Consider the following 16032-nt stretch of genomic DNA (forward strand, 5'->3'; position numbering starts at 1 on the left):
TAAGCAGGTTCAGTTGGCCGGAAGGGCTTCGCGAATGGCTGCCGCATCGGCGAGAATTCCGTCGACCTCTTCGGTGCCATAAACCTCGCGCGCCTTGTCGTAGACACTTGCAACAGCCTCGCGGAACGGGCCGATCTCAGGCGTCGAAACCGTGGCCCCGGCGGCTTCCATATCGGCGATCTGCTTGTCGACAGAGCTTCTGACCAGATTACGGCTGAACGCGGCGGCCTCTGCGGCGGCCTTGCTCACAGCGTCCTGATCTTCCGGCGAGAATCCCTGCCACGTCGCTTCCGACACCGTCAGCGGCAACGGGCTGTACACATGCCGTGTCAGCGTCACATAGGGCGCCACCTCGTAGAAGCGCAGCGAATTGATCGTGTCAACCGGGTTCTCCTGACCGTTCACGGTTCCCTGCTGGATCGCCAGATAAACATCGGTAATCGGCATAACGACCGTCTGGAATCCGATGGCCTCCATGCTCCAGCGGATCATGTCGTTGGGATAGACCCGCATCTTCATCGTCGCGGCGTCGGCCGGAGAGGCCAGGGGCTCATTGGTGGTGAATGACCGGAAACCGGCCTCCCATGTAGCCAGAACCCGGAAACCCACGTCCGGCAGTTTGTCGAACTCGCCCTGTAGCCAGCCCGAATTGTCGTAAAGCTCCCAACCCTGCTCGTAAGTATCGACGAGGAACGGCATCGCGGTGAGATTCAGCGACGGCAGATGCGTGGCGTAGGACCCGGTCGCGGAGACTGTGAAATCCACCCCGCCAAGGATCAGCTGCTCGATTGCCTTGGGATCGTTGGCAAGCTGTCCGGCCGGAAAAATGCGGACCTCGTAACGGCCGTCGGTGTACTCTGCGACCTTCTCGGCAAAAACCTCTGCCGCGGCCTGGCGCGAGCCGCCGGGGTTATCCGTATGGCTGAAACGTAGAACCGTCTGGGCGAAGGCCCCGGTTCCGATGATGGCGGCCACGGTAGCAATTGCGGCCACTCCTGCGAACGATTTTTTCATGATGCCCTCCCAGAACATGCTTTGTTATTGCATAATTTTGCGTATGCATTAATTAATCCGCTGTCAACGTTTTCGATTTACCTCAAGTCGAAAAATCTTACGATCCGGTCGAAAAGAGAGGGCCAAAATGAACGAAACTTTCAGCATCGCCGTGTTCCACGGAGACGGAATTGGCCCTGAAATCATGGCTCCGACGCTGTCGATCCTCGAACGCGTAGCCAAAGCGTCAGATAGCTACGACCTCGAATTCACCGATGCACCTGCTGGGGCGGCCCACTACGCTCAAACCGGCGAATCGCTGCCCGCATCCTCCCTGCAGGTCGCCCGTGACGCCGACGCGATCCTGCTCTCGGCCATGGGATTGCCTGACGTCCGCTACGAAGACGGAACCGAGATCTCGCCCCAGATCGACCTCCGCAAGGAGTTGACGCTTTTTGCCGGCATCCGGCCCGTCACTGTCAAGGCGGGCCAGGATTCGCCCCTTAAAATACCGGAAGGCAGGGAGATCGACTTCGTTCTGGTCCGCGAAAGCACCGAAGGTCTCTTTCATACCCAGGGGCGCGGCGAGGTTACCCGTGACGAGGCGCGGGAGACGCTTCTGATCACCCGCGAGATCTCGGAGAAACTGTTTCGTTTCACCTTCGATCTCGCCAGATCGAGAAAGGCCGCCGGCCGCGGACCGGGGCGCGTGACCTGCGTCGACAAGGCCAACGTGTTCCGCGCTTTCGCCTTCTTCCGCGAGATTTTCGATGCCGAAGCCGCCCGTCACCCGGATCTGATCGCCGATCACGCTTATGTCGATGCCACCGCACTCTGGATGGTCCAGAAGCCCTGGGACTTCGACGTGCTGGTCACGGAAAACATGTTCGGCGACATTCTCTCCGACCTTGGTGCAGGTCTCATGGGCGGTCTCGGGCTGGCGCCCTCGGCCGATATCGGACTGGATCACGCCGTGTTCCAACCCTGCCACGGATCAGCCCCCGACATAGCGGGCAAAGGCCTCGCCAATCCCTTCGCGATGATCCTCTCCGCCGCGCTGATGCTCGACTGGCTCGGGACGAAGCACGACAACGAACCGATCCGTAATGATGGCCGGCGCCTGCGACAGGCGGTCGAAGAGGTTATCGCACGCCGAACGACACTGACCCGCGATCTTGGCGGCACTGCCAGCACCGAAAGCGCCGCCCACGCCGTGCTCGACGCGCTCTTCGTCTCATGACCCATCAAACAGAGCTCAAAGTCGCCTGCGTCGGCGCCGGGTATTTCAGCCAGTTTCACTACGGAAGCTGGGCGCGTTTGGACCGGGTCAACCTCGTTGCCTCCTGCAACCGCGACATCGCGAAAGCGGAATCGACCGGCCTCGTCCCCTACTCCGATCTGTCCCGGATGCTGGCCGAGCAAAAACCGGACCTGCTCGACATCATCCTGCCCCCTGTCGCCCACGCGCAGACCATCCGCACGGCACTGGCGGCGGGCATAAGGTGGATCATCTGCCAGAAACCCTTCTGCAATAACCTTGCGGAAGCACGGCAGATCGCAAAGGAAGCCGAAGAGGCTGGTACCACCATAATCGTCCACGAGAATTTCCGCTTTCAGCCGTGGTATCGCGCCATCAAACAGGCGCTCGATGCGGGCGAGATCGGCGCGGTCCATCAGGCCACCTTCCGCCTGCGCCCCGGCGACGGACAAGGAGCGGACGCCTATCTCGCCCGTCAGCCCTATTTCCAGGATATGCCGCGGTTTCTCGTCCACGAAACCGCCGTTCACTGGGTCGATACGTTTCGCTATCTTTTCGGTAACCCGATCTCCGTCTATGCAGACCTGAGGAAGCTCAACCCGGTCATTGCGGGTGAAGACGCCGGATACATCCTCTTCGAGCACCCGGGCGGCATCCGAGCCATGTTCGACGGCAACAGACACCTCGATCACGACGCCGACAACCTTCGCCGTACTATGGGCGAAGCTCTTGTCGAAGGTACCCAAGGAACGATCACGCTTGGCGGAGATGGATCGGTAAAGCTTCGGCGCTTCGGAACTTCCGAAAGCGAGGTTGTGTTGCCAGCCGACACCTGGGATGGCTTCGGCGGCGATTGCGTCCATGCTCTGCAATCGCATGTTGTCGCCGGTATTCTCGACGGCACACCGCTGGAAAACCGGGCCCAGGAATACCTTGCGGTCGAAGTCATTGAGGAGGCAATCTACGCCTCAGCGGAAAGCGGATGTAAAAAGACCCTCGGGAAGACGTAGACTGAATGCCAGGCAAGACCCTTTCAAGTTCTCAGCGCGCGATTACGGAATTGCGAAAAAAGGTGTTCTCCGGCGAATTGGCGGCAGGCTCGGACCATCTCGAATCCGAACTCGCCGACCTGCTGGAGATGTCCAGAACCCCGGTCCGGGAAGCTGTCCTCACACTGGAAAGTCAGGGACTGTTGGAATTGCGACCGCGCAAAGGTGTGCGGATTCTCCCGCTCTCGCCCGAAGACATGGCCGAAATCTACGATGTGCTCACGGAACTCGAAAGCCATGCCGCCGAGCGCGCAGCGCGCAGCGGGTACAGCGACACGGAACTGAAAGAATTGGCCAAGGCGATTGATGATATGGACCGGGCACTTGCCGCTCCCGATCTCGATGCCTGGGCGGAGGCCGATGACCGGTTTCACAAGGAACTGGTTCGCCTTGGTGGAAACAGCCGCATCATCTCCATCGTGAACATGATGAGCGATCAGGTGCGCCGGGCGCGGACAACGACACTCTTCATGCGCCCATTGCCAGTAAAGTCCAACGAGGATCACCGCGCGGTCTATCTGGCCATACGCGACGGCGATGTCGACGCTGCCCGCAAAACGCACCGGCAACACAGGCAGGATGCAAAAGAGATCTTGGTGGACCTGCTCGGAAAACACAGGCTGCGTTACCTCTGATGAGTCTTGAGTGAACCGCCTTAGGTGCTGCGTGGCGGCCTCGATCCGGCCTCCGGAAGCACGTCGCACCCGCCCCACAAGGGTTCAGTTGCAATCAGCCTCTCATCTTCCGCGCCGCTGTCGGTGAGGCGGAGCATGCTAGCCGAGTGCCTGAACGCATCGGTGGCGACACCAGTGGGATTGTCGCTGCTGGGCGCGAACCGGAAACCTAGATTGCATCACCCGAAGTTTTCGGCATCCCTTTGGGCCTCATCAGTCGCTTCTGTGCGGCAATTCGGAAAGGCGCGTTCGGACCGCCATATCCCCTGTAATCGCCCGACCTCTGAACGATCTCGAAGAACATGCCTCCTGCAAAAGGGCGGGAATAGAATTGGAAAAATGCACCGGTGTCATCCTCGTCGTAGAGGATGTTTGCAGCTTGCAGTCGTTCCAGTCTTTCCTGCGCAATTTCAAAACGCGCGGCAAGGTCTGCGTAATAGTTACGCGAGATCGGCAAAGCCTGAAATCCACGTGCGCTGAGAGCATCGGCAGTGGCAAAAATGTCGTCCGTTGCCAGCGCGATGTGTTGAACAGACGCGTGAAAGCTGTCGGCAAGGAAGCTTCCCGCCATTGTGCGGTGAGTCTCCGCACCGTTCAACGTGATCCTGAGCGCCCCGTCCGGCGATTCCAGCGCCTGTGATCTCACAAGCCCGTCGGGGTCGATCACATCGACCATGACGGATTTCCTCATATCGATCAGCGTCGTGTAGAACAGGGACCAGCTAAGCATTTCATCGTAGCTCATAGTCTGGGCGAGGTGGTCGATCCGGGTCAGGCCGGCACCGCTCCGGGTCGCTGCGACTGCCTTGAACTCCACATTCCAGACATCCGAAAGGCCACTTCTCTCGTCGATGAAATGCAAAACGCTGCCGCTCTGGCCGCGGATCGCGGGAATATTCAATTGCCCTGGATCGACAGGTTGGACGAATGGCTCTGCCCCGAGGTGCCGGGCGCGTTCAACCGCCTGAGCCGCGTTATCCACGGCGATGCCGATGTCGCAAACGGATGTGCCATGCATCGTGTACGCGCTGCTGGAGTGGCCGGTGGCTTCACTGTTGATGACAATTCGGATGTCGCCTTGAGTCCACAGCGAGAGGTTCTTGCTTACGTGGTTGGCGGCATGCGTGAAGCCAAGCGTGTCGAGCAGCTTGCCAAGGGCATCGGCCTCGGATCCTTTGCTCGCAAACTCGATGAAGGCCACGCCTTCGGCCTTCGCGCGGGCCGGCATGGTGGCGAGGTTCACGGACAAGGCGGCTTCGGTACGTCGCACGTCATCCATAAGCGCGACGAGAGAGCGATAGCCATCCTTTGCGATAGTCGTTGGACGGCCACCCCTGAACTGGTCATTGAAGATTTCCAGGGAAATCGGACCCGCGTAACCGGTTGCGTTGACCGCGCGCATAAAGCCGGCCACATCCAGATCACCTTCGCCCGGCATGTTTCGAAAATGCCGCGACCAATAAAGCAGGTCCATGTCGATCGCGGGCGCATCGGCCAGCTGAACGAAGAAAATCTTGTCGCCCGGAATGCGTCGTATGGTTTCCGGATCAATTCCTCGCGCCAAGGTATGAAAGCTGTCGAGGATAATGCCGACATTGTCATGATCCGCACGGCGTACGATTTCCCAGGCGTCCCGATGGTCGTTGACATGCTGACCCCAGGCCAGTGCCTCGTATCCGACGCGCAGGCCGCGCTTTGCCGCCCGCGCACCAAGTTCCCGCAGGTCAGCCGCCGCGCGGTCAACTCCGCCCAAGGCTTGCGGATGGCAGGATGAACAGATCAACACCAGGTCTGTGCCCAGCTCCTGCATCAGATCGAATTTCCGCTCCGCGCGGTCGAATGCCTTGGAGCGCAAGGGCTCCGGCAGGCCTTCGAAGTCGCGGAAAGGCTGAAACAAGGTGATCTCCAACCCCATTGCACGGATCATCTCTCCCACCTCGCGTGGGTCGCCGTCATGCGCGATGAAATCCTGTTCGAAGATCTCGATGCCGTCAAAGCCCGCCGCTGCAATGGCTTCGAGCTTTTCCGTGAAATTGCCCGAAATGGAAACCGTGGCGATCGACGTTTTCATTGCACTTCTTCCTGGATGGCGGCGCGTAGCGCACCGTGATCGAGATCGACTCCTGTGAAAATCGACCACGCATCGAGACCCTGACCGAAAAACAGCTCGTAGCCCGAAATTATGGCCAATCCTGCGCGTTCGGCGTCTTGCAGAAACTCCGTCTCAACAGGGGTGTAGACAGCATCAAAGGCCCAACTCGCTCCCAGCATCGCTTCGCAGGCCAGTGGGGTGCCGCCGATGCCTACCATGCCGAGCGGCGTGCAGTTGATAATTCCATCCGCACCCTGTGCGGCGGCAACGGCGTCACTGGACGTTTCAACCTTTGTGTTGGAGCCGAGGGCACGCAGCGCCTCGGCCAATGCCGACGCCTTGTCGGCATCGAGATCGATGCAACAGATTGTCTCGGCGCCAACACCGATCAGCCCAAAAGCAACTGCCTTCCCGACGCCGCCCGTTCCGATCAGGCAGACGTGACCGGGGTTTGCGTCACCACGCACCGCACGATAGGCGTTCATGAAACCGGTATAGTCGGTGTTGAACCCCATCGGGCCTTCGGGATCGAAGACCACAGTGTTCACGGCTCCGATCGCTCTGACCAGAGGGTCAGCCACGGTCACCTTTGTGGTCACCAATTCCTTATATGGATAGGTGACATTGATTCCGCGAAAGCCACCGGACCGAGCCTGTTCGAAAACCTCGTCGAAGGTCAGAGCCATGTCCTTGGGGATCAACCGATCATAGGTTACGTTCAAGCCTGCAAGCTTCCCAGCCGCGCGGTGCAGCCGAGGAGACTTTGACCGGGTTATGTTGTCACCGATCAAGCCAAGCTTCACCGTTCTTTCAAGCGTTGCATTCATGATTTTGCCTTTCTGAACAGGCTTTTCTTCATGGACGTCCAGAGCGGAGTCTGGCTCACAAAGATCAGGATCACAGCCGTGAAGAGGATAAGCGAAAGGGGACTGGTAAGGATGCCTTCGAAGAACCGTCCCAGATCTTCGCGTTCGGAAATGATGGCCCGCCGCCAGTTGTCATCCAGCAGGCGCGACAGGATCACGCCAAGGATGACGGGGCCGAGCGGATAACCATAGTGCCGCATGAAATAACCAAAAACCCCGAAACCCAGCATCCAGTAGACATCGGTGAGCGAATTGTTCACCGCATACGCTCCGACAATCGACAGCAGCAGGATCAGTGGAATGATGATGGATCGTGGCATCTCGACAATCTTCGTGAAGATCTTGATACCGGTCAGACCGAAGATCAGCATGAACACGTTGGCCGTCAGAAGGGCTCCGACAATGAACCAGAACATGTCGGGCTGATCGATCATGAGCATCGGACCCGGGTTCAGGCCATGAATGAATAGCGCGCCGATCATGATTGCGGTTACAGCGTCGCCGGGAATGCCCAGCGTCATCATCGGGATGAAAGCGCCACCGACAGCCGCGTTGTTGGCGGTTTCGGGCGCGACGAGCCCTTCCATGGCACCTTCGCCAAATGGAACCTCCGGGTCTTTTGTCACGCGCTTGGCATGATCATAGGCCATGAGCGCCGCGATATCGCCGCCTGTGCCTGGCAACGCGCCAATGATGACACCGATAGAGGAAGTCTGCAGCGACAACGGCAGGTATTTTTTGACCGTCCCGAACGAGGGAACGATCTTGTCGATCTTCTGGCGGACGGCTTTCATGCCGACGTTCTGAAGTTGCAGCAGCGCCTCGGAGACGCCGAACATGCCGATCATCACGGCAATGAAGGAAATACCGCCCTCCATGATCTGGAAATCGAAAGTGAACCTTTCGGTGAAGGTCAGGGGGTCGCGGCCAACGGCACCGATGGCGATGCCGAGCGCGCCAGCAAAGATGCCCTTGACCAGTGACCCGCTGGAGAGCGAGCCAACGAGGAGAATGCCGAGAACGGCGAGAAGCATGTAGTCCCGCGGCTGGAAGGTGAGCGCAAAGTCCGAGACATAGGGCGCAGCAACCGCAAGAACCAAAATCCCGACCAGACCACCGAAAAAGGACATTACGGTTGTCACGCCGATGGCCTGACCCGCCTCTCCCTTCTTCGCCATCGGATAGCCGTCCATGGCCGTAGCGATCGCAGAGGGTGCACCGGGAATGTTGAGCAGGATCGCGGTGCGCGAACCGCCGTAGACACCGCCCATATATATGCCGACCATCAGCGAGATCGCGGGGAGGACGTCCCAGGAGAAGGTGAAGGAAATTAGGATCGACACGGCCATCGTGACCGACAGTCCGGGGATCGCACCGATATATATACCTGCAAAGGTGCCGATGCCGACAAGCAGAAGCAGTTCCGGCTGCGCGAAGATCGTGAATATTGACAAAAACGTATCCATCAGTTTGCACCTCCGGACAGAACGGTGCGGAAAAACTGGATGAACTCTGCTTCGGGAACGATGCCAGATGGCAGGAGTACGGTGAACACCACGCGGAAGACGATCCAGATGGCAATCAGCGATCCCAATGCGACCGCCAGCGTGTATCCCCAACCTTTCCGCGCCAGAACCTTGATCGCCACAGTCAGGAACAGGGCGGCGGTAGGGACAAAGCCGAGAGGTTTGAGCAGCAAACCGAAAAGGATCAGGAAGGCCGCAAACAGGATGACCATCCCGGGAAGGATATCTTTCGAAAGCGTTTCGGACGTAACCATTGGGAGACGTGACGTGCGTACTGTCACGATAACAGCAGCGACAACCATGACGAAGGTTGTTGCCATCGGAATGGCCCCTGGGGCCGACAGTGCCTCGAAACCGGAGATGCCGTAGGCGCTATAGAGCAGGAACAAGCTGGCGGCGGTCAGAAACAGGGCGAAGCCGAGTTCGCCGGGTCGGCGTTTTTCGACATAACCACCCGGAGTCGCATCTGATGTGCCGTCATGGTGATCTGTGTCACCTCTGAATTCGGGGTCCATGAAACAGTCCTCCCATTGGGGTCAACCGGGCTCCTCTCCCGGAACGCAAAGCGCCGCCCAGCGTCTTGAGGCGCGGGCGGCGCCGGGGTTGGCGGGCCCTGAGGCCCGCCGAAGTCGTATATGGGGAAAGTTTACTCGCCCGGACGCGCGATTCCGAATTCTTCCGGCGACGCCTTGGTCAGGCCAGCGTCCTGCAGGAGCCATGCGGTGCCCTGCTGCCACTTGGTCAGGAAATCTGTCGCCTCGTCACCGCTGATACCCATCATGGTGAAACCGCGATTGTCCATCAACTCGACGAAATCAGGGTGCGCCGCGCCCGTTGCGTACGCGTCGCCGAGTTTGGCAACAACATCGTCAGGGGTACCGTTGGGCACGAAGACCCCGAAGAAGGGGCCCCAAGGCAGGTAAGTGTTGTAGCCTTCGTTAAACGAGGTCACGAGCGGCACATCCGGCAGTTTCGCGTTCTGCTCGACATCGAAGATCGCGATCGGCTTCATTGCACCCGCGCGGATGCTTTCAATGGCCGCGCCCAGCACGGCGGGCATGACGTCGATGGCGCCACTCTGCAGAGCCGTCAGTGCGGGCCCGTCACCGTCATAGGGCACCGACGTCACGTCCAGCTCACCTTCAACGGTGTTCATCATCGCCGTGACGACTGAAGGCAGGCCGCCGGGGCCGGTTGCACCGAAACGGAGTTCGCCGGGATTGGCCGCGATGTACTCAAGCATGCCGGCGTAGTCATCGAACGGCGCATCGTTGTTGGCCACGAGAATCGGCGTGCCGCGGGCCAGAATGTTGATCGGCGTGAACTCGGAATAGTCTTTGTCTCCGAGACCCATGATCTTGTAGAGCAGCGGGTTTTCGGCACCCATCAGCAGGGTGTATCCGTCGGCTTCGGCGTCCGCGACGTAGTTCAGCGCAATGGCACCGACCGCACCGGTCATGTTCTGCATGACGACGGTGCCGCCAAGGGCTTCTTCGGCGTGCGGCGTCACGGAACGCATCACGGTATCGGTCGAACCGCCCGCGCCCCATTGGATGATGCCTTGAATTTCTTTGGCAGGGTATTCCTGAGCCGTAGCGACGCTTGCGCTCAGTCCGAGCGCAACGAGTGCGCCAATCAATTTATGAGACATTTATTATCCTCCCTTGGTGTGCCCTTTCCGACGATTCGTTCGTCGCATCGCCGGTCACAGGCCCTTTATGTACCCCTAGGTTAATTAGTCAACAAAAATGTACCCTGAAGTTAAATTCGTGCTATTCAAGGATCAGAATCAAGTTCGTGGCAGGAGGCGACAGTTATGGATGGAAGTGGTGATCGCCGGAAATCCGAACGCAAGAGTTCGTGGAAAAAGAACCCAGAGGCAGTCAAAGCAAATATCCTGGAAATCGCGACTCAGGAATTTGCAGCTCATGGGCTGTCAGGTGCGAACATCAACGAGATCGCCCGGAAGACTTCCACGTCCAAACGCATGATTTACTACTACTTCGGTGACAAGGAAGGCCTCTATTGTGCCGTTCTCGAAGGCGTTTACGCGTCCTTGCGTAATGCTGAGGACCGGCTGGAAGTCGGGAACCTCCCCCCTGTCGAAGCCCTTTGCCGTCTTATCGAGGCGACGTTCGATGCCCACGCCAAAGCACCACATTTCATCCGACTGGTGATGATCGAAAACATCCATAACGGCGATTACCTACGCAAATCCGAGATCGTGCCCAAGCTCAACAGGTCGATCATCGAAAAGCTCGAAGACGTCTGTATGCGCGGCAAGAAACAGGGGTTATTCCGCGAAGGGTCGAATGCCCTGCAGTTGCACTGGCTGATCAGCTCTTTCAGTTTTTACAATGTCTCAAACCGGGCAACTTTCTCCGCGTCGTTCGGACCGGAGATATTTTCAAAGGCGACGCAAAACATTCTAAGAGAGAGGGCCATGGACATGGTGCTTGCCGCGGTCGTGATTGGCCATGAACCCAAGTCCTGGGACTGAACCTTCAGGACTAGATTTCGATCTCATGGTCGAGGGCTCTGCCGCGGCAGGCTTTTCCGCGACGGTTTCGGCCATGCATCAGGGGTTGAACGTAGTTGTCATCGAGAAGGCCAAGGTGATAGGCGGCTCAACGTTTTTCGTCATAGGATGACTGTGGGTGCCGCAAAACCCGTTGGATGTCTGCACACCTCTGTCGCAAACTACACCAGAATGATCTATCAGTCCGTCCGAAAGGGGTATTCTGATGAAAATCACGCGAGTTGGCACTAACGTCTCTTCCACAGGGTCTGAGGAATACTTCACAGGTTCCGTCCGGCTCGACTCGCCATTCAGCACCAAAGCACCCGCCCGCGTCGGGGGCGTAACGGTTACCTTCGAACCGGGCGCCCGCACTGCATGGCACACCCATCCCTTGGGGCAGACCCTGATCGTTACCGCCGGGTTCGGCCGCGCCCAGCGAGAGGGCGGGCCGATTGAAGAAATCCGACCCGGCGACATTGTCTGGTTCGAACCGAACGAACGGCACTGGCACGGCGCGGGACCAGATACCGCCATGACCCACATCGCGATCGCCGAAGCCGAAAACGGCAGCCCTGTCACATGGCTGGAGAAAGTCAGCGAAGACGAATATCTCGGACGTGTTTGACCTGCCTGCAACGAGGTAAGCGCATTCACCCTATCGCGTCCATTGGTCTGATCGCGGACACCAGATGACTTGGAAACAATAATAGTTTCCCGGCTCCGCCGGTGTCGCTCGTGGGGCTCAACCTGGTTGAAGGCGCTGGACTTCAGGCTCGCCCTGGCTTTTGCCGAATGGGTGCTACTTACCTTGAGTTTGCCCAAGGCGCTGTTCAACGCGACAAAAGCATCCGCAATCATTCATCCAGCAGGATCCGGGATGCATTGCCCTCCTCGTCGTCGTATTGATCCGTGCGGACCGTCCAGACGAAGGCGATCAGGCCTGCGGCACCAAGGACAAGTGAGACAGGTATCAGCACCACCAAAACATTCATTTCACCAACCTCATGCGTTGAGAATTGAGTACGACCGAGATCGAAGAGGCCGACATCGCCAGTGCGGCCATCAGTGGCGTTGCCCAGCCGGCCAAGGCTACGGGAACGGCGATGCAATTGTAGACGGCCGCAATCGCAAAATTCTGCCACGAAAGCGCCCGTGCCGCCCGGGCAACCCTCAGGCTCAAGGGCAGCGCGGCCATGCTCTCCGTTAGAAAAACCATATCCGCCGCGTTCCGCGAAGCGTCGAGCGCCGTTGCCGGTGCTATTGAGGCATGGGCCGCAGCCAGCGCCGCGGTATCGTTCAGCCCGTCTCCTACCATAAGGACCCGCCTGCCCTCTCCCTGTAGCGCCTCGATGCGGCGAAGTTTCTCCTCGGGGCCGACCTCGGCCTTGACCGGGAGCGCTACATCAGCCGCCAGTCGCTCCGCTGCTTCGGGCGTATCCCCGGTCAACACCTCTCCGGGCAGGTCAAATTCTCGCAAAGCCTCACTAACTCCCGGTCGCAACCTGTCGGCGGCTTCTACCGGTCGAGCCTCCGCAGAACCGACGCGCAGGCCAAGCCCGCCGAACGCAGCCCCCAGCCAGGCACCACGACCCAACCGCACGATCTGCCCGCCCAAACGACCTTCCACTCCCAGTCCGGGCTTCTCGGTTACGTTTTCTACTCCGCTGGCAGCCGACACGTCCCTCAGCACCTTCATGAGCGCCCTCGCCAAAGGGTGATGCGACGTCTGAGCCAGCGCCGCAGCGATAGCCTTCTCCTCCGCGGATAATCCGCTGCAGTCCACCGCCGGCACCGTCAACGTGCCAGTTTTGTCAAAGATGATGTGGTCGACATCCGCCAGACGCTCCAGTGCGGTGGCGTGTTTCACCAGCATACCTTCGGAAAACAATCGGCTGATCGCGGCAGTTGAAACAGTCGGCACCGCCAGCCCCAAAGCACAGGGGCAGGTAATGATCAGGACCGCAATGGCGACATTCGCCGCCAGTCTGGCATCGCCGGTACCCGCATACCACCCGAGGAACGCCAACAGCGCGAGCAGATGAACCACCGGCGCATAGATGCGCGCGGCACGGTCGGCAAGTGCAGTGTAGCGGTTGCGCCCGTTCTCGGCTGTCTCGACCAGTGCCGCCATCCGCCTCAGGGCGGTGTCGTCACCGACCCGCGTTGCCCGAACCCTGGCAGCATCGGAGAGGTTGATCTCGCCAGCCTGAACGATCTGTCCGGCATGTGCTTCCACGGCCACGCTCTCACCCGTCAGGAAAGATCGGTCGAAGGTCGCGGCTGCAGAGAGAAGCTCGCCATCGACCGGCACACGACTACCCGGCGGAACCAGCACCACATCACCAACCCGCAGATCGGCAGCACCCACGGTCCGCACCCCGTCTGCCTCCACGCGCTCGGCAGTACGGGACTCCAGCGCCGTCAACTCTTTTGCTGCAGAACGCGCGGCGCTGCGTGTCCTGTGATCCAGATACCGCCCGATCAAGAGGAAGAATGTAAGGGAGAGTGCGGCGTCGAAGTACGCATGGGCGCCTCCTTGCAGCGTCTCGAACAAAGACATTCCCACCGCCAGTCCGATAGCCAAGGAGATCGGCACATCCATGTTCAGTCGTCCCCCCCGCAGTGCGTCCCTGGCGCTGCCGAAGAACGGCTGACCAGAATAGGCGATCACAGGCAGGGCAATCATCGCTGACAGCAAGTGGAACAGATCGCGGGTGGCATCTTCCGCCCCGGACCAGACAGCGACAGACAGCAGCATGACATTCATCATCGCAAAACCGGCGACGGCCAACCGCATCAGCAGGCTACGCCCGGCCTCGTCCCGTGCCCCCGCCAGCACTTCCATGTCCAGCGGATAGGCCTCGTAGCCGATGCGTGCCAGTGCCGCGACGACACGGTCAACGGCAACGAATCCGGTCACCGACAACCGCTTGAGGCTGAGATTGACCCGCGCGGTCTGTACGCCAGAAAGGCGCTGCAATTCCCGTTCAACCGCGCCGATACACGCAGCGCAGTGAATCGTCGGTAGCGCGAACATCATCGCCGGGCCGGCGGCTTGCGCCTCTCCGCCCGCCATCGGAGCGCAGGCCGGGCAAGCCGCCGTCATTGTATTACCCTCACCACAATGCGCTGCTGAAACAGCGTCCCGTCATCGGCACGCGCGCGGAGACGCAGGTTCCAGTTTCCTCTGCCGGCCATAACCGCCGCCCTGTAAACCCGACCATCGAAGACAAACTCCGGTCTTTGGTCCCATGCGACGCTCGTGGCTCTGCCAAACGTCGCCTCTTCAATCCGCGGCGCGACAGTCTGGCCATCCCGTGTGACGCTCAATCTCAGTTCGTCACCATGCAGTTCGGCGTCAACGTCCCAATCAAGAGCGAGTTGAGCGGCGCGGTTTTCGTCGAAAATCTGGCTTGCCACGTAGGAATTGCGAACTTCCAGTCCCGGAAAGGTGCGCACCGCATTGACAGCCAGCGTTACGTTGACGGCGATAATCACTCCGAACGCCGTGGCGAACGCGGCAAAGACATGCCATCCCTTGATCTCTGTCATCACTGAACCCTCCCGTTGAAAGTCGTTTCGCGCCCGGCACGCTCACCGCTGTCGACATCCTCGACCCAAAGCCGCAAATCCGTCCGGTGCGCCGTCGCCGCCTCATCCTGTGGTCGCGCAGTCACGTAGACACGCTGCAGGACAGTGGCATCCGCGGGTACGTCCACGTTCAGTTGTCCGTCCCCGCCCTCCAGATCAATTCGCAGGACCGCGTCACTGGTCAGGCTCAGGTGAAACTGCCGCGCCTCGCCCAGCTTGTTACGCAGACGCACATCATAGATGTTACGGATCGCGCCATCGGACTGGACAACGAAAGTCGGATTGCGCACCGGGCTGACTGTCAATTCGATATCGGAACGGATGAACAGCGCGTACAGCAAGCCAAGGCCGATCGCGGACCACATCGCCGTGTATAGTACGGTGCGCGGGCGCAGAATGTGCCGCCAGACCGGTTTTGGTGCCTCTCCTGCACGCTCCGCCGGTTCATCGGACAGCGCCAGATAGTCGATCAGACCGCGTGGTCGTCCGATCCGTTCCATCACGTCGTCACAGGCATCGATGCACAGCGCACAGGTGATGCACTCCATCTGCTGCCCGTCCCGGATGTCGATTCCCATTGGGCACACGTTGACGCATGCCATGCAGTCGATGCAGTCACCCGCCCCCTCGATCCGCTTTTTGCCTCGCGGTTCGCCGCGCCACTCGCGATAGGCGACAGTGATCGTGTCGCTGTCCATCATTGCCGCCTGAATGCGCGGCCACGGACACATGTAGATGCAAACCTGCTCGCGCATGAACCCGCCGAAAACAAACGTCGTCAGCGTCAGGATCGCGATCGTAACGTAGGCTACCGGATGCGCTGTAAGGTTTAACAGGTTCCGCAACAGCGTCGGCGCATCGGTAAAGTAGAACACCCACGCCCCACCCGTTGCGAGTCCGATCAGCATCCACACGGTCCATTTCGTGATCCGCAGGCGCCACTTGCGCGCGTTCCACTTGGCATGATGCAACCGCACCCGCGCATTGCGGTCTCCCTCGATCCAGCGCTCCACCAGAATGAACAGATCGGTCCAGACGGTCTGCGGACAGGCATAACCGCACCAGACCCTGCCAAGCGCAGACGTGAACAGGAACAGGCCCAACCCGGCCATGATCAGCAATCCGGCCACGAAATAGAACTCGTGCGGCCAGATCTCGATCCAAAAAAAGTAGAACCGCCGCCCCGCCAGATCGACCAGCACCGCCTGGTCAGGCAGCCCCGGCCCCCGATCCCACCGGATCCACGGCGTCAGGTAATAGATGCCCAGCGTCGCCGCCATCAGCCACCACTTCAGGCGACGGAACCAACCGGACACCCGGCGCGGAAAGATCGGCTCTCTGGCAGCATATAGCGACGGTGTGGTCATGGCCGTTTCCTTGGTTCACACGCGCTTACTAGGGTGCCCGCCCCGCGTTCACCTTGATCTGTGTCAGGTATTCGCTGTCTAAACGGTCAACCGCC

16 protein-coding genes are annotated in these 16032 nt (G+C 59.6%); 6 read left to right on the forward strand and 10 right to left on the reverse strand.

Annotation, left to right across the window (positions count from 1 at the left end; all coding sequences use genetic code 11):
- Positions 1–9 precede the first annotated feature (9 nt).
- A complete protein-coding gene (locus tag GO499_RS14545) occupies positions 10–1014 on the reverse strand; it encodes a TRAP transporter substrate-binding protein (protein WP_161862855.1) in 1005 nt (334 codons plus the stop codon).
- A gap of 127 nt (positions 1015–1141) precedes the next feature.
- Between GO499_RS14545 and GO499_RS14550 the strand changes: the two genes are divergently transcribed.
- Genes GO499_RS14550 through GO499_RS14560 form a run of 3 tightly spaced genes read left to right on the forward strand, consistent with a single transcriptional unit; the run spans position 1142 to position 3935 of the window.
- Complete coding sequence (locus GO499_RS14550) at positions 1142–2233, forward strand: isocitrate/isopropylmalate dehydrogenase family protein (protein WP_161862856.1); 1092 nt, start codon at positions 1142–1144, stop codon at positions 2231–2233.
- Positions 2230–3261: a Gfo/Idh/MocA family protein gene (locus GO499_RS14555; RefSeq protein WP_161862857.1), complete on the forward strand. Its 1032-nt coding sequence runs from the start codon at positions 2230–2232 to the stop codon at positions 3259–3261. Before GO499_RS14550 ends, GO499_RS14555 begins: the two co-directional genes overlap by 4 nt.
- Before the next feature lie 5 nt (positions 3262–3266).
- A complete protein-coding gene (locus GO499_RS14560; RefSeq protein WP_161862858.1) occupies positions 3267–3935 on the forward strand; it encodes a GntR family transcriptional regulator in 669 nt (222 codons plus the stop codon).
- Positions 3936–4143: 208 nt separating this feature from the next.
- Here the strand turns inward: GO499_RS14560 and GO499_RS14565 are convergent, their stop codons facing one another.
- The 5 genes from GO499_RS14565 to GO499_RS14585 all read right to left on the reverse strand — a co-directional run bounded on the left by GO499_RS14565 (position 4144) and on the right by GO499_RS14585 (position 10109).
- A complete protein-coding gene (locus GO499_RS14565; protein WP_161862859.1) occupies positions 4144–6045 on the reverse strand; it encodes a bifunctional sugar phosphate isomerase/epimerase/4-hydroxyphenylpyruvate dioxygenase family protein in 1902 nt (633 codons plus the stop codon).
- On the reverse strand, positions 6042–6893 hold the full coding sequence (locus GO499_RS14570) for a shikimate dehydrogenase family protein (protein WP_161862860.1): 852 nt from the start codon (positions 6891–6893) through the stop codon (positions 6042–6044). Before GO499_RS14570 ends, GO499_RS14565 begins: the two co-directional genes overlap by 4 nt.
- Positions 6890–8398 (reverse strand): tripartite tricarboxylate transporter permease, encoded by a 1509-nt coding sequence (locus tag GO499_RS14575; protein WP_161862861.1) that lies wholly within the window; start codon positions 8396–8398, stop codon positions 6890–6892. The genes GO499_RS14570 and GO499_RS14575 overlap by 4 nt, the downstream gene beginning before the upstream one ends.
- Positions 8398–8973 (reverse strand): tripartite tricarboxylate transporter TctB family protein, encoded by a 576-nt coding sequence (locus tag GO499_RS14580; RefSeq protein WP_161862862.1) that lies wholly within the window; start codon positions 8971–8973, stop codon positions 8398–8400. Before GO499_RS14580 ends, GO499_RS14575 begins: the two co-directional genes overlap by 1 nt.
- Positions 8974–9104: 131 nt before the next feature.
- Positions 9105–10109 carry a Bug family tripartite tricarboxylate transporter substrate binding protein gene (locus tag GO499_RS14585; RefSeq protein ID WP_161862863.1) on the reverse strand — a complete coding sequence of 335 codons (1005 nt, stop codon included), beginning with the start codon at positions 10107–10109 and terminating at the stop codon, positions 9105–9107.
- Positions 10110–10274: 165 nt separating this feature from the next.
- Here GO499_RS14585 and GO499_RS14590 point away from each other — a divergent pair, with 165 nt between their 5' ends.
- From GO499_RS14590 to GO499_RS14600, 3 genes are all read left to right on the forward strand, one after another.
- Positions 10275–10958, forward strand: coding sequence for a TetR/AcrR family transcriptional regulator (locus tag GO499_RS14590; RefSeq protein WP_161862864.1), 684 nt, complete (start codon positions 10275–10277; stop codon positions 10956–10958).
- 25 nt (positions 10959–10983) lie between these two features.
- The gene (locus tag GO499_RS19920; RefSeq protein WP_161862865.1) at positions 10984–11109 is read left to right on the forward strand and encodes an FAD-binding protein; all 126 of its coding nucleotides are present in this window, start codon (positions 10984–10986) and stop codon (positions 11107–11109) included.
- A 93-nt stretch (positions 11110–11202) separates the two neighbouring features.
- Positions 11203–11604 carry a (R)-mandelonitrile lyase gene (locus tag GO499_RS14600; RefSeq protein ID WP_161862866.1) on the forward strand — a complete coding sequence of 134 codons (402 nt, stop codon included), beginning with the start codon at positions 11203–11205 and terminating at the stop codon, positions 11602–11604.
- Between the two features lie 229 nt (positions 11605–11833).
- Here the strand turns inward: GO499_RS14600 and ccoS are convergent, their stop codons facing one another.
- The 4 genes from ccoS to ccoG are packed head-to-tail and all read right to left on the reverse strand — an operon-like array spanning position 11834 to position 15937.
- Positions 11834–11971, reverse strand: coding sequence for a cbb3-type cytochrome oxidase assembly protein CcoS (gene ccoS, locus GO499_RS14605; protein ID WP_161862867.1), 138 nt, complete (start codon positions 11969–11971; stop codon positions 11834–11836).
- The gene (locus GO499_RS14610; RefSeq protein WP_161862868.1) at positions 11968–14085 is read right to left on the reverse strand and encodes a heavy metal translocating P-type ATPase; all 2118 of its coding nucleotides are present in this window, start codon (positions 14083–14085) and stop codon (positions 11968–11970) included. The genes ccoS and GO499_RS14610 overlap by 4 nt, the downstream gene beginning before the upstream one ends.
- A complete protein-coding gene (locus GO499_RS14615) occupies positions 14082–14531 on the reverse strand; it encodes a FixH family protein (protein ID WP_161862869.1) in 450 nt (149 codons plus the stop codon). The genes GO499_RS14610 and GO499_RS14615 overlap by 4 nt, the downstream gene beginning before the upstream one ends.
- Positions 14531–15937 carry a cytochrome c oxidase accessory protein CcoG gene (gene ccoG / locus GO499_RS14620; protein WP_161862870.1) on the reverse strand — a complete coding sequence of 469 codons (1407 nt, stop codon included), beginning with the start codon at positions 15935–15937 and terminating at the stop codon, positions 14531–14533. Before ccoG ends, GO499_RS14615 begins: the two co-directional genes overlap by 1 nt.
- Positions 15938–16032: the final 95 nt, after the last annotated feature.

It is taken from the genome of Algicella marina (assembly GCF_009931615.1).
Classification (GTDB): domain Bacteria; phylum Pseudomonadota; class Alphaproteobacteria; order Rhodobacterales; family Rhodobacteraceae; genus Algicella; species Algicella marina.